The sequence below is a fragment of the Flavobacterium sp. 11 genome (assembly GCF_002754315.1).
In the GTDB taxonomy this organism is placed as follows: Bacteria; Bacteroidota; Bacteroidia; order Flavobacteriales; family Flavobacteriaceae; genus Flavobacterium; species Flavobacterium algoritolerans.
In genome coordinates this window covers 2,742,706-2,767,881 of the sequence record NZ_PEFE01000001.1, presented here as the reverse complement: position 1 = coordinate 2,767,881, position 25,176 = coordinate 2,742,706, and the positions used below count along the sequence as shown (strand labels likewise).

General features: G+C 36.2%; 17 protein-coding genes, 2 tRNA genes and 2 rRNA genes. 9 read left to right on the top strand and 12 right to left on the bottom strand.

Annotated elements, in window-relative coordinates; translation table 11 throughout:
• Positions 1-106 precede the first annotated feature (106 nt).
• From CLV00_RS12050 to CLV00_RS12030, 5 genes are all read right to left on the bottom strand, one after another.
• Positions 107-2,989 (bottom strand): 23S ribosomal RNA (locus tag CLV00_RS12050).
• Between the two features lie 191 nt (positions 2,990-3,180).
• Positions 3,181-3,254 (bottom strand) — tRNA-Ala (locus tag CLV00_RS12045).
• Positions 3,255-3,347: 93 nt separating this feature from the next.
• A tRNA-Ile gene (locus tag CLV00_RS12040) sits at positions 3,348-3,421 on the bottom strand.
• Between the two features lie 123 nt (positions 3,422-3,544).
• A 16S ribosomal RNA gene (locus tag CLV00_RS12035) occupies positions 3,545-5,058 on the bottom strand.
• Together the 16S and 23S rRNA genes with 2 tRNA genes alongside form the textbook arrangement of a ribosomal RNA operon.
• A 1,051-nt stretch (positions 5,059-6,109) precedes the next feature.
• Entirely contained in the window at positions 6,110-6,787 is a 678-nt protein-coding gene (locus tag CLV00_RS12030) for a DUF4294 domain-containing protein (protein ID WP_099715420.1), read from the bottom strand.
• An 82-nt stretch (positions 6,788-6,869) separates the two neighbouring features.
• Between CLV00_RS12030 and CLV00_RS12025 the strand changes: the two genes are divergently transcribed.
• The 3 genes from CLV00_RS12025 (at position 6,870) to CLV00_RS12015 (ending at position 9,126) form a co-directional block, all read left to right on the top strand.
• Positions 6,870-7,958, top strand: coding sequence for a M42 family metallopeptidase (locus CLV00_RS12025; RefSeq protein ID WP_099715419.1), 1,089 nt, complete (start codon positions 6,870-6,872; stop codon positions 7,956-7,958).
• Positions 7,959-8,102: 144 nt separating this feature from the next.
• Positions 8,103-8,564 carry a DUF1801 domain-containing protein gene (locus CLV00_RS12020; RefSeq protein ID WP_099715418.1) on the top strand — a complete coding sequence of 154 codons (462 nt, stop codon included), beginning with the start codon at positions 8,103-8,105 and terminating at the stop codon, positions 8,562-8,564.
• Positions 8,565-8,586: 22 nt separating this feature from the next.
• Positions 8,587-9,126 (top strand): SRPBCC family protein, encoded by a 540-nt coding sequence (locus CLV00_RS12015; protein WP_099715417.1) that lies wholly within the window; start codon positions 8,587-8,589, stop codon positions 9,124-9,126.
• A 73-nt stretch (positions 9,127-9,199) separates the two neighbouring features.
• On the opposite strand, the gene CLV00_RS12010 is transcribed toward CLV00_RS12015, so the two are convergent.
• The 4 genes from CLV00_RS12010 to CLV00_RS11995 form a co-directional block, all read right to left on the bottom strand.
• On the bottom strand, positions 9,200-10,153 hold the full coding sequence (locus tag CLV00_RS12010) for a phosphoribosylaminoimidazolesuccinocarboxamide synthase (RefSeq protein WP_099715416.1): 954 nt from the start codon (positions 10,151-10,153) through the stop codon (positions 9,200-9,202).
• A 105-nt stretch (positions 10,154-10,258) separates the two neighbouring features.
• Positions 10,259-12,607, bottom strand: a complete 2,349-nt coding sequence (locus CLV00_RS12005) for a prolyl oligopeptidase family serine peptidase (protein WP_099715415.1) — start codon at positions 12,605-12,607, stop codon at positions 10,259-10,261.
• Positions 12,608-12,672: 65 nt separating this feature from the next.
• Positions 12,673-13,488 (bottom strand): Cof-type HAD-IIB family hydrolase, encoded by an 816-nt coding sequence (locus CLV00_RS12000; protein WP_099715414.1) that lies wholly within the window; start codon positions 13,486-13,488, stop codon positions 12,673-12,675.
• 203 nt (positions 13,489-13,691) lie between these two features.
• A complete protein-coding gene (locus tag CLV00_RS11995) occupies positions 13,692-14,642 on the bottom strand; it encodes a PhoH family protein (RefSeq protein ID WP_099716327.1) in 951 nt (316 codons plus the stop codon).
• Positions 14,643-14,825: 183 nt separating this feature from the next.
• On the opposite strand from CLV00_RS11995, the gene CLV00_RS11990 reads away from it, so the two are divergent.
• From CLV00_RS11990 to dnaN, 5 genes are all read left to right on the top strand, one after another.
• On the top strand, positions 14,826-15,653 hold the full coding sequence (locus CLV00_RS11990) for an S-adenosyl-l-methionine hydroxide adenosyltransferase family protein (RefSeq protein ID WP_099715413.1): 828 nt from the start codon (positions 14,826-14,828) through the stop codon (positions 15,651-15,653).
• A 64-nt stretch (positions 15,654-15,717) separates the two neighbouring features.
• Entirely contained in the window at positions 15,718-16,014 is a 297-nt protein-coding gene (locus CLV00_RS11985) for a putative quinol monooxygenase (protein ID WP_099715412.1), read from the top strand.
• A gap of 61 nt (positions 16,015-16,075) precedes the next feature.
• The gene (gene gldF / locus CLV00_RS11980; protein WP_099715411.1) at positions 16,076-16,801 is read left to right on the top strand and encodes a gliding motility-associated ABC transporter permease subunit GldF; all 726 of its coding nucleotides are present in this window, start codon (positions 16,076-16,078) and stop codon (positions 16,799-16,801) included.
• On the top strand, positions 16,801-18,486 hold the full coding sequence (gldG, locus tag CLV00_RS11975; RefSeq protein ID WP_099715410.1) for a gliding motility-associated ABC transporter substrate-binding protein GldG: 1,686 nt from the start codon (positions 16,801-16,803) through the stop codon (positions 18,484-18,486). Before gldF ends, gldG begins: the two co-directional genes overlap by 1 nt.
• Positions 18,487-18,589: 103 nt before the next feature.
• Positions 18,590-19,708: a DNA polymerase III subunit beta gene (dnaN, locus tag CLV00_RS11970; protein ID WP_099715409.1), complete on the top strand. Its 1,119-nt coding sequence runs from the start codon at positions 18,590-18,592 to the stop codon at positions 19,706-19,708.
• Positions 19,709-19,984: 276 nt separating this feature from the next.
• Here dnaN and CLV00_RS11965 read toward each other — a convergent pair whose 3' ends face one another.
• From CLV00_RS11965 to CLV00_RS11955, 3 genes are all read right to left on the bottom strand, one after another.
• Positions 19,985-21,757 carry a DNA mismatch repair protein gene (locus tag CLV00_RS11965; protein ID WP_099715408.1) on the bottom strand — a complete coding sequence of 591 codons (1,773 nt, stop codon included), beginning with the start codon at positions 21,755-21,757 and terminating at the stop codon, positions 19,985-19,987.
• A gap of 63 nt (positions 21,758-21,820) precedes the next feature.
• A complete protein-coding gene (locus CLV00_RS11960) occupies positions 21,821-22,654 on the bottom strand; it encodes a universal stress protein (RefSeq protein WP_099715407.1) in 834 nt (277 codons plus the stop codon).
• 85 nt (positions 22,655-22,739) lie between these two features.
• Positions 22,740-23,570 carry a universal stress protein gene (locus tag CLV00_RS11955; protein WP_099715406.1) on the bottom strand — a complete coding sequence of 277 codons (831 nt, stop codon included), beginning with the start codon at positions 23,568-23,570 and terminating at the stop codon, positions 22,740-22,742.
• Positions 23,571-23,748: 178 nt separating this feature from the next.
• Here CLV00_RS11955 and mnmE point away from each other — a divergent pair, with 178 nt between their 5' ends.
• Positions 23,749-25,137: a tRNA uridine-5-carboxymethylaminomethyl(34) synthesis GTPase MnmE gene (mnmE, locus tag CLV00_RS11950; protein ID WP_099715405.1), complete on the top strand. Its 1,389-nt coding sequence runs from the start codon at positions 23,749-23,751 to the stop codon at positions 25,135-25,137.
• Positions 25,138-25,176 lie beyond the last annotated feature (39 nt).

Genomic DNA, 25,176 nt, shown 5'->3' with positions numbered 1-25,176 from the left:
AATTTATCATTGATAATTAATTACATAATATCTTAACATACTGAGATAAAGAAAATAAAAAGTATTAGAAAGTTTCTTCTCCCGTCCCGAAAGACGGGAGAAAAGCGTACATAAGCTTACGGGTTATTAGTACTACTCGACTATGACATTACTGCCTTTACATCTATAGCCTATCAACGTGGTCATCTCCCACGACCCTTAAAAGAAATCTCATCTTGTGGTGGGTTTCGCGCTTATATGCTTTCAGCGCTTATCCCTTCCAAACGTAGCTACTCTGCGATGCCACTGGCGTGACAACAGATACACTAGAGGTTTGTCCAATTCGGTCCTCTCGTACTAGAATCAGATCCACTCAAATTTCTTGCGCCCACAGTAGATAGAGACCGAACTGTCTCACGACGTTCTGAACCCAGCTCGCGTGCCACTTTAATGGGCGAACAGCCCAACCCTTGGGACCTTCTCCAGCCCCAGGATGTGACGAGCCGACATCGAGGTGCCAAACCCCCCGTCGATATGAGCTCTTGGGGGAGATCAGCCTGTTATCCCCGGCGTACCTTTTATCCTTTGAGCGATGGCCCTTCCATGCGGAACCACCGGATCACTATGCTCTACTTTCGTACCTGATCGACCTGTATGTCTCTCAGTCAAGCTCCCTTATGCCATTGCACTCTACGCACGGTTACCAAGCGTACTGAGGGAACCTTTAGAAGCCTCCGTTACTCTTTTGGAGGCGACCACCCCAGTCAAACTACCCACCAAGCAATGTCCCCCGCAAAGCGGGGTTAGGCCTCAGATAAACAAAGGGTTGTATTTCAACAATGACTCCACAACGCCTAGCGACGCCACTTCACAGTCTCCAACCTATCCTACACATCATTTATCCAAGGTCAATACTAAGCTATAGTAAAGGTGCACAGGGTCTTTTCGTCCCACTGCGGGTAAGCGGCATCTTCACCGCTACTACAATTTCACCGAGCTCATGGCTGAGACAGTGTCCAGATCGTTACACCATTCGTGCAGGTCGGAACTTACCCGACAAGGAATTTCGCTACCTTAGGACCGTTATAGTTACGGCCGCCGTTTACTGGGGCTTCAATTCAATGCTTCTCCGAAGATAACATCTCCTCTTAACCTTCCAGCACCGGGCAGGTGTCAGGCCCTATACTTCATCTTACGATTTTGCAGAGCCCTGTGTTTTTGATAAACAGTCGCCTGGACCTCTTCACTGCGGCCAGCATTGCTGCTGGCGACCCTTCTCCCGAAGTTACGGGTCTATTTTGCCTAATTCCTTAGCCATGAATCTCTCGAGCACCTTAGGATTCTCTCCTCGACTACCTGTGTCGGTTTGCGGTACGGGTACTTATTACCTGAAGTTTAGAGGTTTTTCTTGGAAGCCCTTAGGCGCACTATCTCTTTGTCCGAAGACTCCGAGTACTATCGTATTTCCCCAAGCCGCGTGGATTTGCCTGCGCAGCTTATAGGTAGGTACTTCAACGAACTATTCCGTCAGTTCGCGGCGCTTTCATCACTCCGTCACCCCATCACAGTAATAACTAGTACGGGAATATTAACCCGTTGTCCATCGACTGTCCCTTTCGGGTTCGCCTTAGGTCCCGACTAACCCACAGCTGATTAGCATAGCTGTGGAAACCTTAGTCTTTCGGTGTGCGGGTTTCTCGCCCGCATTATCGTTACTTATGCCTACATTTTCTTTTCTAACCAGTCCAGCATGCCTTACGACACACCTTCTACCCTGTTAGAATGCTCCCCTACCACTTGTAATAAATTACAAATCCATAGCTTCGGTAATATGTTTATGCCCGATTATTATCCATGCTCGTCCGCTCGACTAGTGAGCTGTTACGCACTCTTTAAATGAATGGCTGCTTCCAAGCCAACATCCTAGCTGTCTGGGCAGACAAACCTCGTTCTTTCAACTTAACATATATTTGGGGACCTTAGCTGATGGTCTGGGTTCTTTCCCTCTCGGACTTGGACCTTAGCACCCAAGCCCTCACTGTTATGAAACATTATATAGCATTCGGAGTTTGTCAGGAATTGGTAGGCGGTGAAGCCCCCGCATCCAATCAGTAGCTCTACCTCTATATAACTTTACGCATAACGCTGCACCTAAATGCATTTCGGGGAGTACGAGCTATTTCCGAGTTTGATTGGCCTTTCACCCCTACCCACAGGTCATCCGAAGACTTTTCAACGTCAACCGGTTCGGACCTCCACACTGTGTTACCAGCGCTTCATCCTGCCCATGGGTAGATCACACGGTTTCGCGTCTAACACTACTGACTAAAGCGCCCTATTCAGACTCGCTTTCGCTACGGATCCGTGGCTTAACCACTTATCCTTGCCAGCAACGTTAACTCGTAGGCTCATTATGCAAAAGGCACGCCGTCACCCCACTAAAGGGCTCCGACCGCTTGTAAGCGTATGGTTTCAGGATCTATTTCACTCCGTTATTCACGGTTCTTTTCACCTTTCCCTCACGGTACTGGTTCACTATCGGTCTCTCAGGAGTATTTAGCCTTAGCGGATGGTCCCGCCAAATTCAGACAGGGTTTCACGTGCCCCGCCCTACTCAGGATACCACTATCGTTATCTTCTATTACTTATACAGGGCTATCACCTTCTTTGGCTCTACTTTCCAGTAGATTCTAATTCTATCCGCAACAAATAACGTGGTCCTACAACCCCAACATTGCCGTAACAACATTGGTTTGGGCTAATCCGCGTTCGCTCGCCACTACTTACGGAATCACTTTTGTTTTCTTCTCCTCCGCCTACTTAGATGTTTCAGTTCAGCGGGTTTGCCCACCTATCGGTGTACTATGTCTTCAACATAGTGGGTTGCCCCATTCAGGTATTTACGGATCGTATCGTGTGTGCCAATCCCCGTAACTTTTCGCAGCTTATCACGCCTTTCATCGCCTCTGAGAGCCAAGGCATCCCCCATACGCCCTTATTTTGCTTATTGTACCAATCTCGTTAATTAAAACGAGACCGTTTCTTTACTTGTCTAATGATAAACAAGTAAAAATGCTTTCTACTTTTTATTATTTTCTTATCTCAATATGTCAATGAACTTTTTTCTAGTGATTAGCCCTTAGTAATTAGTGATTAGTTTTTGACTAATTACTTTTTACTCTTTACTATTCACTCGAATAGTGGAGAATAACGGAGTCGAACCGTTGACCTCCTGCGTGCAAGGCAGGCGCTCTAGCCAGCTGAGCTAATCCCCCAATCTAATTATGAATTGTGAATTATGAATTATGAATTTATATTTCATAACTCCTCAACTCTAGAATTTCTTCTTTTATTTAAGTCTAAAATAGTTGTCTCGGACAGACTCGAACTGTCGACCCCTACATTATCAGTGTAGTACTCTAACCAGCTGAGCTACGAGACACTCTTATTCTTAAATGGTATTATTTGAACTAACAGCAAGAGTAATAAAACGTTGGGGTTTGCTTCCAACTTGAACTTTCGTCTTCTTTCTTTAGCGTGCATATAGCTAACACTAAAGCTCTAGAAAGGAGGTGTTCCAGCCGCACCTTCCGGTACGGCTACCTTGTTACGACTTAGCCCTAGTTACCAGTTTTACCCTAGGCAGCTCCTTGCGGTCACCGACTTCAGGCACCCCCAGCTTCCATGGCTTGACGGGCGGTGTGTACAAGGCCCGGGAACGTATTCACCGGATCATGGCTGATATCCGATTACTAGCGATTCCAGCTTCACGGAGTCGAGTTGCAGACTCCGATCCGAACTGTGACCGGTTTTATAGATTCGCTCCTGGTCACCCAGTGGCTGCTCTCTGTACCGGCCATTGTAGCACGTGTGTAGCCCAAGGCGTAAGGGCCGTGATGATTTGACGTCATCCCCACCTTCCTCTCAGTTTGCACTGGCAGTCTCGTTAGAGTTCCCGACATGACTCGCTGGCAACTAACAACAGGGGTTGCGCTCGTTATAGGACTTAACCTGACACCTCACGGCACGAGCTGACGACAACCATGCAGCACCTTGTAAATTGTCTTGCGAAAAGTCTGTTTCCAAACCGGTCAATCTACATTTAAGCCTTGGTAAGGTTCCTCGCGTATCATCGAATTAAACCACATGCTCCACCGCTTGTGCGGGCCCCCGTCAATTCCTTTGAGTTTCATTCTTGCGAACGTACTCCCCAGGTGGGATACTTATCACTTTCGCTTAGCCACTGAAATTGCTTCCAACAGCTAGTATCCATCGTTTACGGCGTGGACTACCAGGGTATCTAATCCTGTTCGCTACCCACGCTTTCGTCCATCAGCGTCAATCCATTAGTAGTAACCTGCCTTCGCAATTGGTATTCCATGTAATCTCTAAGCATTTCACCGCTACACTACATATTCTAGTTACTTCCTAATAATTCAAGTTTAGCAGTATCAATGGCCGTTCCACCGTTGAGCGATGGGCTTTCACCACTGACTTACTAAACCGCCTACGGACCCTTTAAACCCAATGATTCCGGATAACGCTTGGATCCTCCGTATTACCGCGGCTGCTGGCACGGAGTTAGCCGATCCTTATTCTTACAGTACCGTCAAGGTTCTACACGTAGAACTGTTTCTTCCTGTACAAAAGCAGTTTACAATCCATAGGACCGTCATCCTGCACGCGGCATGGCTGGATCAGGCTTGCGCCCATTGTCCAATATTCCTCACTGCTGCCTCCCGTAGGAGTCTGGTCCGTGTCTCAGTACCAGTGTGGGGGATCTCCCTCTCAGGACCCCTACCCATCGTTGCCTTGGTAAGCCGTTACCTTACCAACTAGCTAATGGGACGCATGCTCATCTTTCACCGTTGTGACTTTAATTATAAAGTGATGCCACTCTATAATACTATGAGGTATTAATCCAAATTTCTCTGGGCTATCCCTCTGTGAAAGGTAGATTGCATACGCGTTACGCACCCGTGCGCCGGTCTCTAGTTCCGAAGAACTATACCCCTCGACTTGCATGTGTTAAGCCTGCCGCTAGCGTTCATCCTGAGCCAGGATCAAACTCTTCATCGTATATTGTGTGAGATCAGATAAATCTTCTCTCTTTGTTTATTCGACTAAATTCTAGTGGTTTTTTCAAATCTCTCGATTCTATTACTCTCATTCTTTTGTTTTGAAATCTCTTTCAAAACGGCTGTCAATTCAATATGTCTAGGAACGTGTTCTTCTTTGTTTTTCCCTTCGTCAACACTACTTAAAGTGTTTCTCGAAGCGGGTGCAAAAGTACAACTTCTTTTTTAACTGGCAAGAAAATTTTGAAGTTTTTTTTGGAAATTTTTATCTCCGTTTTACTACCGTTTTCTTATCAGTTTGTCAAGGAACTTTGCGCATTTTGCGGGGTGCAAATGTAATAAGCTCTTTATAATCTCACAAGCTTTTTTGAATCTTTTTTTGAAAATAAATCTCCTCTCTCAATCCAGTTTACTTGTCAGTCTTCTAAAGAACGTCTGCGTCATTGCGGGTGCAAAAGTAGCACCTTTATTCGCTTTTACAAGCTTTTTTAAACCTTTTTTTTCATGTTTTCAAAACCCAATCTTTAACTCGCTGAAAACATGATTCTTGAATAGTAAAGTTTTTTATGATAAACTGCCTTTTAACTTCCGGTCATCGTGATTTCAAATCAAAACCACCTATTCCAATAAGGATGGGCAACTTTCAATTGCCTTTACCTTCTTTATAAAATCTTGGGGAATTCTGGTTTTTTGTCTTTTCTACAGCTCTTCGATGCGTTTCGCTCCTTGAAAACAGCTTACCTTACTAGTACGCTAACAAAAAAAATGTCTGGATTAATAAAATGGTTTTATACTATACCTTATATAATACAAACTTCTCTTTTCTATTCTCTACTATATATAAGGTCCCAAAATATACATCAAAACAACAAAAAGCTCTACTTATCCAAAGTTCGCGTTAGGGATAGCAGCGAAAAGCCCACAGTCTCGCCTTTTTTTGGCGGGACGAGGACTTGTAGCGAATAGCCCGACTCCTTAATATAAAGAAAGGCGATTCTCCAATAAGAGAATCGCCTTTCTTTATATTAAAGAGGAACGCACAAATTGTTATGTTATTTTTTCAGCTTCTCAGCTCTGGACTCCCAGGAATCAGTTAGATTACTATAATCAACCGGTTTTGCCGGATTCTGGTTTTGCAATCTTCCGGAATCAAATGCCCGTACTAATATAGTTTCTATCAGATAATCTTCATTAACATCGAAAGGAGCATACTTTGTTTTTAAATTAATATCAAACATACTTGCAGCAGTATTAGACCAAAATGCTTTCCAGCCACTTTTAAGGTTTCTCACCAATTCATAGGTTGTAGTACCAGTTTGGCGATGAATTAACTTTACTAATATTTGACCTTGTTTACGAGAAAGCTTTTTAAGTTTAGCTTCGAACTCATCACTCAAATAATTTTCTACTATCTTAAAGTATCTTTTTTTCTCCTTATTTGTTTTAAGGTTTGCCATTCCTTTATTTAGATTTGACAGCCTCTCAGAAGCAAGCTTTGCATAAGGATAGGTTTTATAAACACGATTTTGAAGGATTAGGAATTGCTTTCTTGCTTCGGGATCCATTTTCTCCTTATATATTAAGACTTCCGGTAATTGGATCGTATCATTAAGAATAGATTCGTCATCTTCTAACTCATAACCCATCTTTGTGGTATCCTGAGGTATTACCTGTGCATTAACCGACAGAGTGACAAATAGACAAAACAACAAAAATTTAATTAGCTTCATATAGGAAAATTTAATTGCCAAAATTATACATTATATACACAACTGTAATGCCAAATTTATAATTTAGCAAAAAAATAATTTTATGAGCACTAAATCAATATTAAACAAGTCATCGCTTGAGTTTTTAGAAAACTATCTTAATAATGCATCACCTACCGGATATGAAAGTGGTGGACAGAAATTATGGATGGACTATTTAAAACCTTATGTGGATACTTTTATAACGGACACTTATGGTTCTGCTGTTGGAATTATAAATCCGGATGCACCTTATAAGGTAGTGATCGAAGGGCATGCTGACGAAATTTCATGGTATGTAAACTATATCACTGATGATGGATTAATCTATGTGATTAGAAACGGTGGTTCAGATCACCAAATTGCACCTTCAAAACGTGTCAATATTCATACTAAAGCAGGAATTGTAAAAGGTGTTTTTGGTTGGCCGGCTATTCATACTCGCAATAGAGGAAAGGAAGAAGTAGCAAAAGTTGACAATCTATTTATTGACATTGGTTGCGAAACCAAAGAACAGGTTGACAAAATGGGTGTTCATGTAGGTTGTGTAATTACGTATCCTGATGAATTCATGATTTTGAACGATAACAAATTTGTTTGTCGCGCAATTGACAACCGTATGGGTGGTTTCATGATAGCCGAAGTAGCTCGTTTATTGCACGAAAACAAAATAAAACTTCCTTTTGGATTGTATATCACGAATTCGGTTCAGGAAGAAGTAGGTCTTCGCGGTGCCGAAATGATTACCAAAACCATCAAACCAAACGTAGCAATTGTTACTGATGTTTGTCATGACTCCACTACTCCAATGATCGAAAAGAAAATTGAAGGTGACACAAAAATTGGTAAAGGTCCTGTAGTAACGTATGCGCCTGCTGTTCAAAATAATTTGAGAGAATTAATTTTAGAAACTGCTATGGCAAAAGAAATTCCGTTCCAAAGATTGGCTTCGTCACGTGTTACGGGTACAGATACCGATGCTTTTGCTTACAGTAATGGTGGCGTGGCTTCGGCTTTGATATCCTTGCCGTTGCGTTATATGCATACCACGGTTGAAATGGTACATCGTGATGACGTTGAAAACGTGATTAAATTAATTTACGAAACCTTATTGAAATTAGAAAACGAAGAAACATTCTCTTATTTCAAATAGCTTTTGGAGCTAATCCCGCTATCCGTTATAATCTTTTCCTTTAAAAAAAAGGAAAAGGATTTCCACTTTTATCGGGGCTAAAAACCGCAGTTCAAATTATGAATTGCGGTTTTTTTATTAACTTTACTTAAACAATTCTTAAAAATGCAATCAACCGCCACCACAGTTTCCGCTTATTTAGAAGAAATCCCCGAAGAAAGAAAAGATGCTCTTAAAAAACTTAGAGAAACTATTCTAAAAAATATTCCAAAAGGATTTGTTGAACAAATGACATATGGCATGATTGGTTATGTTGTTCCACATTCTATTTACCCAAATGGCTATCATTGCACTCCTGAATTACCGTTACCATTTATAAGTTTTGCTTCCCAGAAAAATTTCATCGCGATATATCATATGGGTATTTATGCTAATCCTGAATTACTGAATTGGTTTGTCACCGAATATCCAAAACACAGCACACAAAAATTAGACATGGGAAAAAGTTGCATCCGATTTAAGAAGGCAAATCAAATTCCATTTGAATTAATTGCTGAGCTCGTACAAAAAATGTCTGTTCAAGAATGGATAACTTGCTACGAATCTCAAATTATAAAATCAAAATAACATTAATTTAAAATTAAAAATCATGAACATTATCAAGAAAATTCTTTTAGGATTATTTGCAATCATTGTTTTGGCATTATTAATTGCTTTATTTCTGCCAAAAGAATATGCGGTAGAAAGAGAAATTACAATCAACAAGTCCAAGGACAGTGTTTTCAACTATATAAAATATTTGAAAAATCAAGATAATTTTAGCGTTTGGTCTTCAAAAGATCCTGCAATGAAGAAAACATTCACCGGAACTGACGGAACCGTTGGTGCCATTGCGGGTTGGGATAGCAAAGATAAAAATGTAGGTGTTGGCGAACAGGAAATCAAGAAAATTGTTGAAGGCAAACGCATCGATTTTGAACTGCGTTTCAAAGTTCCGTTTGAATCCACCGATAATGCCTACATGATAACCGAAGCAGTTTCGACAAATCAAACCAAAGTAAAATGGGGTTTTGATGGAAAAATGCCTTATCCAATGAATTTAATGTTGCCGATAATGAATATGGAAGAAATGCTTGGAAAAGATTTGCAAGATGGATTGAATAACCTAAAAGCAGTTTTAGAAGAATAACCGTATTTTCAATAAAAACAAAAACCGTCTCGTTTTTAAAACGAGACGGTTTTTTTATTTGCAAAAAAGTATATTATCTATTGGCTAGATATTCCAATACATTTTTCTCGATTCTTTCATCTATATTGGTGATATCTGCTTTTACAAATTTCTCTCCTAAAATATTTTCGTATAATTCGATGTATCTTTCAGAAACAGTTTCAATGTATTCGTCAGTCATATCTGGAATTTGTTGTCCTTCTAATCCTTGAAAACCATTTTCGATTAACCAACGACGAACAAATTCTTTCGATAATTGTTTTTGTTCTTCTCCATTATTTTGTCTTTCTTGGTAGCCTTCAGCATAAAAATAACGAGAAGAATCCGGTGTGTGAATTTCGTCAATCAAGACAATTACACCTTCTTTGGTTTTACCGAATTCATATTTGGTGTCAACCAAAATCAAACCACGACTGGCAGCAATTTCAGTTCCTCTTTGAAATAAATCTCTTGTGAATTTTTCTAAAACAACATAATCTTCTTCAGAAACAATTCCTTTCGATAAAATATCCTCACGAGAAATATCCGCATCGTGCTCTCCATTATCCGCTTTGGTTGTCGGCGTAATGATAGGTTCCGGGAATTTATCATTTTCTTTCAAATAGTCAGGCATTGTCACTCCACAAATTTCTCTTTTGCCAAGCGCATATTCACGTGCGGCATGACCTGAAACATAACCACGAATTACCATTTCTACCTTAAAAGGCTCACATAAATGACCAACAGCTACATTTGGATCAGGAGTTGCAATCAACCAATTTGGAACAATATCCTCCGTCAATTCCATGAATTTAGTAGCAATTTGGTTTAGAATTTGACCTTTATATGGAATTCCTTTTGGTAAAACTACATCAAAAGCCGAAAGCCTGTCTGTAGCTACCATAACTAAAAGTTCATCATTGATATTATAAACTTCTCTTACTTTACCGCGGTAAACCGATTTCTGGTTTGGAAAATTAAAATTTGTAGTTGTGATTGTATTGCTCATTATAATTGTTGTGTGTGTGTTTATTTTTTGTTCCTGCAAATTTAAAACTATTTCATAGAGTTACGCAAAGAACAGAACTCTTAAATTTCATTTTTATCTCTAAAGTTATTTTTTAAGCAACGTATCGTTGAATAAATTTAAGATTCGGCTGTATTCATCAACCCAAGAATAGGTTTCTTTAAAACCATGTGCTTCCACTGGGAAACTGGATAAACTCCATTTTTTCTTCCCTAATTCAATAAACCGCTGAGACAAACGAACAATATCTTTGTACTCCACATTGTCATCTACCATTCCGTGAAGCATCAATAAATCTCCTTGTAAATTATCTGCAAAATAGATTGGTGAACTTTTTTTGTAGGCATCCGGATCTGTTTCCGGAAAATTAAGAATGTTTCCGGTATACCCATGATTGTAATGTGCCCAATCAGTTACAGAACGCAAAGCAGCACCCGAAGCAAACTCTTTAGGAGTAGTCAACATTCCCATCAACGTGATGAAACCACCATAAGAACCTCCATAAATCCCAACTCTTGACGCGTCAATTCCATGATTTTCGACTAGATATTTCTTTCCGTCTATGTGATCTGTCAAATCTTTTCCGCCCATAAAACGGTAAATTCCTGTTCTAAAATCACGCCCGTATCCATCACTCCCTCTATAATCAATATCCAAAACGGTATAACCTAAATCAACCAATAAATTATGAAACATGTATTCTCTGTGGTATGTACTCCAATAATTGTGCGCGTTTTGCAAATAACCGGCACCATGAACAAACAAGATTGCAGCTTTATTCGCATTGGCAGTTTGTGGCTTGTATAATCTGGCATTTACAGGAGTTCCATCCTGCGCTTTGAAGGTAATTACTTCCGGTTCACGCCAAGAATATCCTTTGAAACTTTCCGATGTTGAAGACGTTATCTGATTTAAATTTGTATTCTTTTTATTAGGCGCTACATACAATTCCCAAGGTTTATTTTTAAAAGAATAACGCACCAATAATGTGCTTTCATCTGGAGACAAACTCACTTCATGAGCGCCATCTTTAGTTAAAATAGGTTGTAAAACGGCATTAGAAACTTCCAATTTATAGAAATTTCTGTTTCCCGGATGCGTAGTCGTTGTGGTCAAATAAAAAGACTTTTTATCTTTTGACAAACTCACGTTACGCACTTCCCAATTTCCTTTGGTCAGCTGTGTTTTCTTTTTTGACTTTAAATTGTAAGTGTACAAATGAGAATAACCGGTTTCTTCAGATTGGAAATAAACAGTTTCGTTGTCGCCCAAAAATCCTAGCGTTCCTCTTCCGTATGAATTTGAAGGGATTCCGGGTCCGCCAATCCAAGCTTCATCATGTTGATAATCTAATTCCTGGAAAGTTCCATTTTCTAAATTTAAACTAACAATCCATCGGTCTTTGTTATCCTGACTTCTGATTTCGGCAATGGCATAAGAACCATTTTCATTGTAAACAGGTTCCTGAACCACAATTAGTTTGTTCTTTTTTTCTGCATTTTTTGATTTTTCATACAACTCAAAATATTTAGGAACATCCTGGATGTGGCTTAATGATGAAAAATTTACGAAATAAACAGAATCTTTGGCAATGTTATACACTCCGAATTTGGTTGCCAACAAATTATCTACTGAAACTTTCTCCTTAGTATCTTCAATTTGATTGTACCCATCGGCAGTAATGAAAAGTTCCATTTTTTCATTCTTACGTTCTGAATCTTCTATTAATCTGAAAGTCGCAAAATTACCTTTTGGATCTACTTTTAAGTTTCCAAAAGTGTTTTTTCCATAATAATAAGGCTTTGGGAAATCCGATTTTGTAGTTTTTGATTTTGCTAAATTCCATTTTTTAAGTGCTTCTTGATCTCTGACAAATTGAAATAATTCCTCTTGTTGACTTTTCAAAAAAGATTCTTTTTCAACAGCTGTATCTTCTCCTTTTCCTCTTCTGAAATTAGTGATTTGAATAATCGACCCTTCATTGGTATTGAACTGAAAGAGGTTTTCATTTTGTCTAAAATAAAGTATTCCAGGCACAGCACCCATTTGCAAATTAGCAATCGGACTGCTTTGTTGGTAAAGTTTTTTTGAAGTTTTACTTTTTAAGGAATACGAAAATAATCTTCCTTTATCGATATAATAATACAAATCTGGATTGGTTGTCTTTTTCAAATCTAATTTTGAAAAAGCAGCTTCATTTGGCGATGCTAATTCGGGTTTTGATAATCCATTTTTCCAAAAATAAGTACTTGTACCCAATTCATTATTTGGATTCCAATCAAAATAAACTTTTTGACCATCTAAAGACCATCTTTCACTTTCTGGTTGCGCACCAATAAAAGCATTGCCTTTCATGATTTCTTCCAGTTTTAGCGCTTGGCTTTGGAATGTTATGGAAAACAAAATACAGATAACAAGGATTATTTTTTTATTCATTTTACTGTTTTTATTAAAAAAAGGGATTCTAAAATCATTTTAAAAAAGTACTTATTTAAAGACTTTTAACTATTTAATATTTGCTCTGCTATATATTTTGCAACTCCTTCATCATCATTAGTTGAAATCACTTCTAAATGAGAAAGTTTATCTTTCAAACTATCTGGTGCATTCCCCATAACTAAACCTTTACCAGAAGATTTAAGCATGTTTTCATCATTATATCCATCACCAAAAGATATTGCTTCCTGAAAAACAAGATTTTCTTTTTCTAAAATTTTTGCAATTGCAACACTTTTGTCTACTGATTTGTCCATAAATTCCAAACAAAGCGGAAGACTAAAAGCATGACTAAAAAGACCAGTGTGATTTTCTAAAACTTGATCTCTTAATTCAATTAATTTCGAATGTTTTTCGTGTGTGAAGAATACTTTTATAGCGCTCAAATCTTCTAAACTATCAAAATCCACCAGTTCAGGATGATAATTTACTTCTGGTTGAAATTTATTTAGTTTTTCATTATTTTTATTCGTTTGCCAAACATTTTCTCTGAACAATACTGTTGTAATTTCAGGGTCAATATCTAAAGACAAGACCGATTTAACAGCATCACTTTCCATATTAAAAGAAAAAAGAAGTTCTTTCTCGGGAGAATGGATGCGTGCTCCATTTGAGGTAACTAAATAAAGTGGAACATTCAATCCTGCAACAATAGGCATTGCATCCAAGTGATGGCGCCCAGTTGCTACAATTATTAAATAATTTTGATTGTGGAGTTCTTGAAAAACAGTTTTGGTATATTGGGAAATTTTGTGATCTGAATTGAGTAAAGTTCCATCTAAATCACTAATTACTACTTTAATTTTTTCTTTTAAAATCATTTCTTTTTGACTGACATTTTATTAATTCCAAATTTATTGCATTTTGAAGAGATACAAAAGGAATCGATTGATTTTTATTTTAATCCGTAAAGAAAATCCATTTTTACTTTAAAATAGTGAAGCGAAAAGCAAATCATTTTTCTATTGAAAATGAACTCGCTTTCCGCTTCATAAAACTTTGTATTTAAGTAACTTATTTTTTCTTAATCGTTATTCTCAATCATCTTGTAAGCATCAATCACTTTTTTGACTAATCGGTGACGTACAATGTCTTTGTCATCCAGATAAATGATTCCAATTCCATCAATATCTTTCAAAACCAATAAAGCTTCTTTAAGTCCGGAAATTGTTCTTCGTGGTAAATCAACTTGTCCAGGATCTCCGGTAATCATAAATTTAGCGCTTTTACCCATACGTGTTAAGAACATTTTCATTTGGGAATGCGTAGTGTTTTGTGCTTCATCCAAAATTACAAAAGCATTATCTAACGTTCTACCACGCATGAATGCCAATGGCGCTATTTGAATAATTCCCTTTAAAATATAATCTTCCAGTTTTTCGTTAGGTAACATATCGCGCAAAGCATCATACAAAGGTTGCATGTAAGGATCTAATTTTTCTTTCATATCGCCAGGTAAAAAACCAAGGTTCTCCCCTGCTTCAACCGCTGGACGTGTCAGTATAATACGTTTAACTTGTTTTTCTTTTAATGCTTTCACAGCCATAGCAACACCGGTATACGTTTTTCCGGTTCCGGCAGGTCCTACAGCAAAAACCATATCATTCTTTTCCATGGTATCCACCAACAATTGTTGATTGGGTGTCATAGGTTTGATGATTTTCCCTCCTACTCCGTGTACTAAAATTTTATCATGTCCCAAGGCTCTTCTCTCGTCTTGACCGTCACTTAGAATAACACGTTCAATAACATTGTCATCAATAGTGTTGTAACGTGTAAAGTGAAGCATTAACCGCTGAAAACGTTTTTCGAACTCGTCTAAAACCTCTTTTTCTCCAAAAGCTTTTAAAGTTGTTCCCCGAGCGACAATCTTTAATTTTGGGTAGTATTTTTTAATTGTTTCAAGATGAGTGTCTTGAGCGCCCCAAAAGTCTTTTGGAGCGATGTCTATGAGCTCGATTATTCTTTCGTTCAAATGAGGTAGTTTTAAATTAGAATTAATTTTTTTATAAATCAATTAGCTGTCGGGTATATTTGTTGTTTTTAAATAGAAATTGTTTTTTGTTTTTCGTTTTTTGAGTTTACTATTATTAGCTTTGCACTTCTCAAATTTAATAAAATTAGGTTTACATAACACCAAATAGTTATAAACAAATTTATGTCAATAATTACCCTAACTACCGATTACGGCTTGAAAGATCACTTTGTAGGTGCGTTGAAAGGGAAAATTTTGTCTGAGTATTCCGAAGCATTAATTATTGATATTTCACATGATATTGATCCATTCAACACGGTAGAAGCAAGTTACATTATTGGAGCATCCTACGCGAGCTTTCCAAAAGGCACGGTTCATCTTGTAGGAGTGGATATGGAATCGAATAAAGAGAATCAGCATATTGTGATGCAATGGAACAATCATTATTTTATTGCCGCCGATAATGGAATTTTAAGTATGCTTTCGCAAAAAATTGTACCTCAAAAAATGGTCGCAATTAATATTCACGATCGTTTGCCAAGCGAAGCTACTGATCTGGATGTATTTGTAAAAGTAGCCTGCCATTTAGCCAAAGGCGGTTTAATGAACGTCATTGGTAAAGAAATAAATACAATTAAGCAAGTTACAAATCTGCAAGCCACAATTTCGGATGATGGGAATTCATTAAAAGGTCATGTGATTTACATTGACCATTTCGGGAATGTAATTACCAATATTTCTAAAAAATATTTTATCGAAGTTGCCAAAGGAAGGCCGTATGAAATTGTTTTGAAAACTAAAAATATTAAAACAATTTTGCCCAACTATTCCGCAATTGCAAGTTCAGATAAATATCCTATCAAGTCCTACGAAGGCGAAAAATTAGCCATTTTCAACGAAGCCGGTTTTCTTGAAATTGCAATTTTCAGAAGCAATCCTTCTAAAGTAGGTTCGGCAAATAGTTTATTGGGATTGAGTTATAGAGATATTATAATTATAAAATTTGTTTAAAGTTTAAGGTTTAAAGTTGAGCAACTTTAAACGTATTGAACTTTAAACTTTAAACAAAAAAACAATGTTTGTACGAATAGTAAAATTGAGTTTTCACGAGGAACATATCCCTGCTTTTTTAGAAAACTTTGAGTTAATGAAAGATAAAATACGAAATGCGCCCGGAAATCGTTTCTTAGAATTGTATCAGGATAAAAACAATAAAAGTATTTTCTTTACCTACAGCTATTGGGAAACCGAAACTGATTTAGAAAATTACAGAAATTCCGAACTTTTTTACGATGTTTGGACATTCACCAAGAAATTATTCAACGACAAACCAGAAGCGTGGAGCGTAGATAAAGTGGTCAGTTTGCAGTGATCAGTGTTCAGTTAGCAGTTTCAAATCAACGAATACACAAATAAACGAATAAACATAAAGAATGAAATCAATAGTTTTACGAGAGATAAAATCCTTTTTCGGTTCGCCCATAGGTTACTTAGTAATTGCCATTTTTCTGATTATTAATGGATTGTTTCTTTGGGTTTTCGAAGGAGAGTATAATATTTTGAATACTGGATTTTCTGATTTGACCCCATTTTTCACCTTGGCACCATGGATTTTGATATTCTTGATTCCCGCGGTAACCATGCGCAGTTTTTCGGATGAAAAAAAACAAGGAACATTAGAATTATTGCTGACGAAACCATTAAGTATTTGGCAAATCGTAAACGGAAAATTTCTTGGCGCTTTACTTTTAATTGTAATGGCAATTATCCCAACATTCATTTATGTAGCCGTTATTTCTAATTTAGGAATACCGGAAGGCAATCTCGATATGGGAAGCACAATTGGTTCTTATTTTGGATTATTATTCTTGATTGCTGCGTATTCAGCTATTGGAATTTTCACATCAACATTATCTGATAACCAGATTGTAGCCTTTATTGTTGCCGTATTTTTATGTTTCTTCTTCTATTTTGGATTTGAAGGTTTAGCTTCTGTTGTTCCAAATATATCTTCCATAATAGCGTCTTTAGGAATGCAAGATCATTTCAAAAGCATGAGCAGAGGCGTATTAGACACAAGAGATATTCTTTATTTTACAAGCATAACCGTTGTCTTTCTTTCCTTTACTGTTTACAATCTAAAATCTTTCAAATCGTAATGACTACTTCTAAGAAAAATAACCTAAAATCAGTATTGATTATCCTTGTAATTGTAGTGCTTGCGAATGTAATAGGAAGTTCCTTTTTTCATCGTTTTGATTTAACAAAAGATAAAAGATACACGCTTTCCCCTACTTCTTTGAATATCATCAAGCAAGTACAAAATCCGTTGTCTATAAAAGTATATATGCAAGGTGATTTGCCAGCTGAATTCAAACGTTTACAACAAGAAACGAAGCAATTATTGGAAGAATTCCAAGCATACAACAAAAATATTGTTTTTGAATTCGTAGATCCTTTGGAGAACGAAGACGCCAGCATGGACAATATTAAAGATTTGTATCGAAAAGGGCTTACGCCAATAAACATAACCGTTGACGATAAAGGAAAACAATCTCAAGCAATGGTTTTTCCTTGGGCAATTGCCGTTTATGATAATAAGGAAGTTAATATTCCATTGTTGAAAAACATCATGGGAGCTACAACTACCCAAAAAGTGATTGGATCTGTTCAGCATTTGGAATACTCAATTGCCGAGGCTTTGAATAAAATTACTAAAGCAAAGCAAAAGAAAATCGCTGTTATCAAAGGAAATGGAGAATTGCAAGATATTTTGATGGCTAAATTTCTTTTGCAAGTGCGTGAAAGTTACCATATTGGCCCATTTACTTTAGATTCGGTTGCCAAAAGTCCAGTAGAAAGTCTGGAAGCTTTAGAAAAATATGACTTGGCTGTTATTGCAAAACCTACCGAAACATTTACTGATGCGGAGAAGCAGGTTTTAGACCAATTTATCATCAACGGCGGAAAAACATTGTGGTTGATTGACCAAGTTACGGCAGAAATGGATAGTTTGTATGATTCATCCGGAGCCACTCTAGCCTATCCAAAAGATTTGAATTTGAATGATATGTTCTTTAAATACGGAATCCGAATCAATCCTGATTTAGTAAAAGATGAACAAGGAAGTCCAATAAAACTGGCTACTGGAGAACAAGGAAGTGCAACTCAATTTCAGGAATTCAACTGGAAATTTGCACCTCAGGTGTATCCAAACAGTTTGCATCCGATTGTGAAAAACTTAGGTGGAATCAAATTTGATTTTGCGAATCCAATTGACACCTTAAAAAACGGAATTAAGAAAACCATTTTGTTGCAATCGTCACAGTATTCAAAAAAAATAGGAACTCCAACAGAAGTCAATTTGAATATCGTTACCGAAGAAACTTCGCCTGCTGATTACCTGAACAAAGGAAAGATTCCATTATCGGTTTTATTGGAAGGCTCATTCCATTCCATGTTTGAAAATAGAGTGTTGCCATTTGAACAAAAAACATTTCAAGCCACAGGAAAAGAGAACAAAATGATTGTGATATCAGATGGGGATTTGATAAAAAACCAATTGGATAAAAACTTTCAACCGATAGAATTGGGCTACGACCAAAGGTCTGGAAATTTGTATGATAATAAAGATTTCCTCATAAATTGCGTGAATTATCTATTGGATGATACTGGACTTATTAACATTCGAAGCAAAGATCTTGATTTACCTTTATTGGATAAAGAAAAAGTTTATGAAAACTATACCCGAACACAAATCCTAACTATCGGGCTTCCAATTCTTATTTTAGGTCTTTTTGGTGTCGTATTTACTTTCCTTCGAAAAAGAAAATACAGCAAATAGATGTTAATAAAAAAGTTTCCAAACTAGAATAGTTTACGATATATTTGTAAAATGTATCGTATTTCTGAATTAAAGAAATACCTTAAAAAATAAAACAAAACAGATGAAATTTATAGTATCGAGTTCGTACTTATTGAAACAATTACAAGTTTTAGGTAACGTTATCAACAGCAGTAATACTTTGCCTATTTTAGATAACTTTTTATTTGATTTAGACCATAATGTGCTAACGGTTTCTGCTTCTGATTTAGAGACAACCATGTCTGCTACTTTAGGAATTGATTCAGAAAGTAAAGGAAGCGTTGCTGTCCCTGCAAAATTGCTTTTGGAAATCCTTAAAACATTCCCGGAACAGCCTTTAACTTTCACGGTTGAAGAAAACAGTACGATAGAAATCAGTTCTAATTCTGGAAAATATGCTTTAGCTTATGCCCCTGGAGACGAATTTCCAAAATCGGTAAACTTAGACGATCCATCTGTAACACTTGTTCCTGCTGATGTTTTGGCAACAGCCATAAGCAAAACTATTTTTGCTGCCGGAAATGATGATTTACGCCCGGTAATGTCTGGTGTATTCTTCCAGTTTTCGCCACAAGGATTGACTTTTGTAGCTACTGATGCACACAAATTAGTGAAATATGCGCGTACTGATGTAACCGCTTCTCAAGTGGCTGATTTTATTATGCCAAAGAAACCTTTGAACATCTTAAAAAATATTCTTGGAACTTCAGATGCTGAAGTAAAAATTGAATATAACGATTCGAATGCTACTTTTTCTTTTGATAATTATGTTTTAATGTGCCGTTTAATTGATGGAAAATATCCAAATTACGAAGCGGTTATTCCAAAAGAGAATCCAAATAAATTAATGATTGACCGTTCTCAATTTTTGAGTTCTGTACGTCGTGTGGCTATCTTTTCGAACAAAACTACACACCAGATTCGTTTGAAAATCGCTGGTGCTGAATTGAATGTTTCTGCTGAAGATATTGACTATTCTAACAAAGCCGAAGAAAGATTGACTTGTGATTATCAAGGGGATGATATGCAAATAGGGTATAATTCTCGTTTCTTGACTGAAATGTTGACTAACTTACAATCGGATATGATTATGCTTGAAATGTCATTGCCAAACAGAGCCGGAATTCTTACTCCTGTTGATGGATTAGAAGAAGGTGAAACTGTTACCATGCTTGTAATGCCAGTAATGCTGAACAGTTAACATTATATTTTGAAATTGTTATATTTTGATTTTTAAAATTGAAATATAATACTTACCATTGCATAACAAATACGCTATTAACCAAACCATTTTTATATTTAAAAAACCGTCTCGATTTATCAGGACGGTTTTCTGCTTTTATTACTTTTGTATTTTTGTCATTCCGACGAAGGATGAATCTCATATCGTATTTACATCTTCGATGATTAGCTATGATTGCTCGTATTAGTGGGTTTGCTTCGTTCCTCGCAAAGACAAACTGAACACTGTATACTACTAAATCACTCCCATTTTTTTCATCAGGAATGTAGCGCTTCTGTTTTTACAAATTCCGTCTCGAAGTTTGTAATCAAAATGGAGTTCATTATTGATAATTTCTACTTCAAAACATTTGTTGGTTAGTATATTTGGATATTCATTTGTAGTCAGGCAAACTTCAATATCGTGTGTAGCAATGGCTCCAACTGCTTTTTTACCAATCACTTTTTTAACTACTTCGATTGTTCCATTTCGTTTATCATCTGAATTGGTTCCGCGTAATATCTCATCTAGCAAAACAAAAGCGGGTCTGTCTTCCAGTTCATCCATAATTTGCTTTAAGCGTTTTATTTCTGCAAAGAAATACGATTCACTATCAGACAACGAATCCGATAATCGCATGGAAACTAAAACTGGTAACGGATGCACATTTGCTTGGCTGGCACAAACCGGTGAACCCATTCCTGACAATACCATATTGATTCCCAAACTTCTCAAAAATGTACTTTTTCCTGACATATTAGAACCCGTTAAAATCATAAATGATTGCGGTTGAAAACACACATCATTCCCAATTCTGGTTTTTTCATTTAGTAATGGATGACTTAAATCTGTAAAATCAATTTCAAAATTCGTGTTCAATGTTGGATATACAAACTCCGGATTATTATAAGAAAGATTGGCCAAACTGTTCAACATTTCGAATTCACCGATAACTTCTAACCAATCTTCCAACGCCGCCCTATGGTCGTTTTTCCATTGAATTAAAGATTTTAAAACATGCAGATTAAAAAGAAAAGTTCCATTGAATACAACAGCGGTTACTAAATTCGAGATACTGTCCATTCTCGAAAATAAATCGGCTAATTGTTTGAAATGAACGCTGGCATTTTCTTTTTTAAAGGTTAGTTTTTGTTGCAAATCGATTAGTTTTTCCGACTGAAAAGACTCTTCTTCAATCTTCTGAAGCAACAAACTATATTGATGAATGGTTTTATCAATATTAGTAGAATTGGCAATTTCGATTTGAATTCGCTTTATAAATCGACCCAAAACGATTAAATTAAATACAAACAAATACGATAAAACAGAAGCAAAAATGATATTAGAAGTCACTAAATAGACAATCAAAACCCCAAGAAAAAGAAGTGGTGAAAAGTAAGATATAAAAACACTGATTTTGGATAAAGGCGAACTATTGAATACACTCCACTTGAGCAAAGTCTCATAATTCGATTGACTATCATTACTTATTTTGGCGAAAGCCAAAAATTCCTGACGCCAATCTAATTTTTCAGATAATTCTTTTACTGCTTGATGATTTCTAACAATTTCGTCATTTGGTAAAAGCGTTAAAAGTTGGTTTGCCAATGTTTTTTTACCAATATAAGTAGCAGTTCTATTCAAGTTTTGGAACAAAGAATGTTCTCCGAAAATATCTAAATCATACGCATACGGATGGTGAAAATCATTGAATTCTTGTCCGTTTTCGAAAGGGATTTTATTTCTTTCCAGATAGGAAATTTCATTCTGATTGATTTCCAATAGCGCTTTATTGACTTGCTTTCGGAAAAGTAATTTGGTGTGAATGCGCATCAAGAATACAAATAATCCAAAAAGAAGCACTGACAAAACAATGAAAATAATTTCGCTGTTTTTGATGTAATAATACATGGATACCAAAAAAAATACAATAGCCAGCAATCGTAATATGCTTATACTATTGTACTTTTTATTAATTCCATTTAATACTGCTGAAAACGCTTCTTTTTTGACTTTGTATATTTCCATAATTCATTTGAATGAATGACAAATATAGCAAATTAGATCTCGGGTGAAAACCAATTTAATACACTAATCAACATGAATCGCTAAAATTGGAACATCAAAATTTGTCGCTATTTTTTTTGTCAGACTAGGTTTGAAAATCGCTTCAAAAAAACCTCTTTTATAGGTGAGCATCGTCAAGATATCAATCTCTTTATACATGATAAAGTCCAAAATTGTTTCTTTGACTTCATCACTCGTTATCACAAAAAACTCTACAGGTTCATTAATAAATTCTTCTTCCCATTTAGCCACAGTATCTTTTGAAACATCAGAATCACTGGTTTTTACATAAAGACATTTCACTTTGGCTTTTGTTTTTTTAGCAATATCCAAAACCATTTTTAGTGCTTTTTTATCTTTGGTTCTAAAACGGGTTGTAAATCCGATGATTTCTATTTTTTTGAATTTTGCTTCAGCTGGTACACATAACATTGGGACATCAATTCCTGAGATTACAGCTCCCGCATTTGTGCCTACAAAAAAAGCATCCCATCCGGTAGCTCCAGAAGTACCCATTATTACAAAATCTATTTTGTCTTCTTTAATCGATCTTTTGATGTTAAAAAGTAAATCTCCATCCATAAGCCTGTGTGCCATTTTAATTTTATCCAAATGACGTTCTTCGGCTATGGCACGCAATTTTGGGATTTCGTCCTTAAACATATCAAATTGGGACAACTCTAAAGAATCATAAATGACAGCATAATTTTCAGGAAAAAACTGATTGTCATATATTGGCAATTCAAATGTGTGCAATAAAACGAGTTCTCCCTGAACTATTTTTGCAAATTCTAAAGCATGGACAAAAGCATTTGTGGCGACTTCAGAAAAATCTGTTGGAAATAGAATTTTTTTCATTTTATTAAGTATTAAAATAGTTCATTTACTAAAATAAATTACTGAATTATTTTTTTCGATTCTTTAAATAATATCAAAATTAAATTCACTCGTGAATCGCCAGAATAGGCACATTGACATGAAATGCTAATTTTTTTGAAAGACTGATTTCAAATAATTTTTGAAAGAAATTTTTATGGTACACATGCATTGCAATCATATTAATTTTATGTAAATCCATGAAATTTAATATTATACCTTCAACATCATCGCCTGAAATGGAATGCAAAGCAATATTGTGGTTTTTAATTAAGTCATTCCAATCCTTCATGTAGTCATTCTTACCATTATGATGTGACGATTCTACACGCAAACAATCAATATGGGCCTGAAATACTTTCGCCAAAGCCATAACCCGTATAAAGGATTCTATATCTTCAGGTTTATATTCTGTAATGAAAAGTAAATTTTTTATGGGTTGGTATTTACAACGCTCAGGAATAGCCAAAACAACTGCTTTTACGTCATTCATCACTTTTGTGGCGACAGTCCCTAAAAAAGTCTCTTTTAAACCCGTCGCGCCTTTAGTACCCATGACTATAAAATCTATATTTTCATGCTTCGTAATTTTTTCGATTTCATGAATTAAATTCCCTAAAATTAAAACATGGCTAATTTTTACTTTACCCAAATTATTTTCTTCGGCAATATGCCTTAAAATGGGAACTTCATCTTTGTAGTTTTCAAAATTACTCAACTCTGTAACATCATAAATTTCATGTAAGTATTCTGAAACATTCACATAGTTCGCCTGTGGTAATTGATAAACGTGCATAGTAATAATTTCAGCATCTATAGAATCTGCCAATTTTAATGCGTAAATAAATGCATTTTTAGATACTTCTGAAAAGTCTGTTGGAAATAGAATTTTTTTCATAATATTTACTAATTTACTGCAAATCAATAATCTATATAAATTTACGAAAGAAAAAATAAAATAATATGATAATTATCAGTTTGGCTAATTTTTAACAAAAAATAAAGTTAATGGTTTAATAAGCAGGTCTTGTTGCGTTGTCAATTTTACTTACTTTTGCATAAAATTGAATAAAAATATGATACCTCAAGATTCCATAGTAGCACTGGCAACTCCTTCGGGAGCCGGAGCAATAGCCGTAATTCGAATTTCCGGCGAAGATGCCATTACTATTGGTGATTCTGTTTTTCGATCCATTAAAAACAAAAATTTACTAACACAAAAAACACATACGTTGCACTTGGGTCATATTGTGGACAATAACAAAACTTTGGATGAAGTCTTGGTGTCTATTTTTAAAGGCCCGAATTCTTATACCGGGGAAAACACGATTGAAATTTCCTGCCACGGTTCAACCTATATTCAACAACAAATTATTCAGTTATTGCTCCGAAAAGGTTGTCGCATGGCAGATGCGGGTGAGTTTACGCTACGCGCATTTTTAAACGGAAAACTTGATTTATCACAAGCAGAAGCGGTTGCCGATTTAATCTCATCAGACAATGAAGCCTCGCACCAGATTGCGATGCAGCAAATGCGTGGTGGTTTTTCCAATGAAATAGCGAAACTGAGAGAAGAACTATTGAATTTTGCGTCACTAATCGAACTCGAATTAGACTTTGCTGAAGAAGATGTAGAATTTGCCGACAGAACACAATTTCATGAATTATTAAACAGAATTGAATTTGTTCTAAAACGATTAATCGATTCGTTTGCGGTGGGGAATGTCATCAAAAATGGAATTCCAGTAGCTATTGTTGGCGAACCTAATGTAGGGAAATCTACTCTTTTGAATGCTTTATTAAATGAGGAACGCGCCATCGTTTCGGAAATTGCAGGAACAACACGTGATACTATTGAAGATGAATTAGTGATTGGCGGAATCGGATTTAGATTCATCGATACGGCTGGGATTCGGGAAACTCAAGATGTGGTGGAAAGCATTGGAATCAAAAAAACGTTCGAAAAAATAGAACAAGCGCAAGTAGTCGTTTTTCTGTTTGATAGTTCGGAGTTTAAAGTTTCAGGTTTAAAGTTGAAAGTAGAATTGGAGAAAATTAAAAATCAATTTCCATTGAAACCGCTTGTAATTATTGGTAATAAAGCCGACAAACTAGAAGACAGTGAAATCCAAAATATAAAATCTGAAATTCCCGAAATCTTACTTATTTCTGCAAAAGAAAAACTGGGCGTTGAGGATTTAAAAAATCAATTGTTATCATTTGTCAATACTGGAGCATTACGTAATAATGAAACAATTGTAACTAATACAAGACATTACGATTCATTACTGAAAGCTTTAGATGAAATACAAAAAGTAAAATATGGACTGGAAACCAACTTGTCCAGTGACCTGATGGCTCTAGATATTAAAGAGTCCTTATATCATTTTGGGATGATAACCGGGCAAGTAACCAATGATGAATTGCTTGGTAATATTTTTGCTAATTTCTGCATCGGAAAATAGGTTTCACAAAACATCACAAAATAAAACAAAGAATCCCAG

Bases quoted from the DNA above. Each gene is read 5' to 3' on its own strand.
- mnmE (WP_099715405.1), top strand. From the start codon at position 23,749: ATGATACCTCAAGATTCCATAGTAGCACTGGCAACTCCTTCGGGAGCC.
- gldG (WP_099715410.1), top strand. From the start codon at position 16,801: ATGACTACTTCTAAGAAAAATAACCTAAAATCAGTATTGATTATCCTT.
- CLV00_RS12010 (WP_099715416.1), bottom strand. From the start codon at position 10,153: ATGAGCAATACAATCACAACTACAAATTTTAATTTTCCAAACCAGAAA.
- CLV00_RS12000 (WP_099715414.1), bottom strand. From the start codon at position 13,488: ATGATTTTAAAAGAAAAAATTAAAGTAGTAATTAGTGATTTAGATGGA.
- dnaN (WP_099715409.1), top strand. From the start codon at position 18,590: ATGAAATTTATAGTATCGAGTTCGTACTTATTGAAACAATTACAAGTT.
- CLV00_RS11990 (WP_099715413.1), top strand. From the start codon at position 14,826: ATGTCAATAATTACCCTAACTACCGATTACGGCTTGAAAGATCACTTT.
- CLV00_RS12005 (WP_099715415.1), bottom strand. From the start codon at position 12,607: ATGAATAAAAAAATAATCCTTGTTATCTGTATTTTGTTTTCCATAACA.
- CLV00_RS12030 (WP_099715420.1), bottom strand. From the start codon at position 6,787: ATGAAGCTAATTAAATTTTTGTTGTTTTGTCTATTTGTCACTCTGTCG.
- gldF (WP_099715411.1), top strand. From the start codon at position 16,076: ATGAAATCAATAGTTTTACGAGAGATAAAATCCTTTTTCGGTTCGCCC.
- CLV00_RS12015 (WP_099715417.1), top strand. From the start codon at position 8,587: ATGAACATTATCAAGAAAATTCTTTTAGGATTATTTGCAATCATTGTT.
- CLV00_RS11965 (WP_099715408.1), bottom strand. From the start codon at position 21,757: ATGGAAATATACAAAGTCAAAAAAGAAGCGTTTTCAGCAGTATTAAAT.
- CLV00_RS11960 (WP_099715407.1), bottom strand. From the start codon at position 22,654: ATGAAAAAAATTCTATTTCCAACAGATTTTTCTGAAGTCGCCACAAAT.
- CLV00_RS12020 (WP_099715418.1), top strand. From the start codon at position 8,103: ATGCAATCAACCGCCACCACAGTTTCCGCTTATTTAGAAGAAATCCCC.
- CLV00_RS12025 (WP_099715419.1), top strand. From the start codon at position 6,870: ATGAGCACTAAATCAATATTAAACAAGTCATCGCTTGAGTTTTTAGAA.
- CLV00_RS11985 (WP_099715412.1), top strand. From the start codon at position 15,718: ATGTTTGTACGAATAGTAAAATTGAGTTTTCACGAGGAACATATCCCT.
- CLV00_RS11955 (WP_099715406.1), bottom strand. From the start codon at position 23,570: ATGAAAAAAATTCTATTTCCAACAGACTTTTCAGAAGTATCTAAAAAT.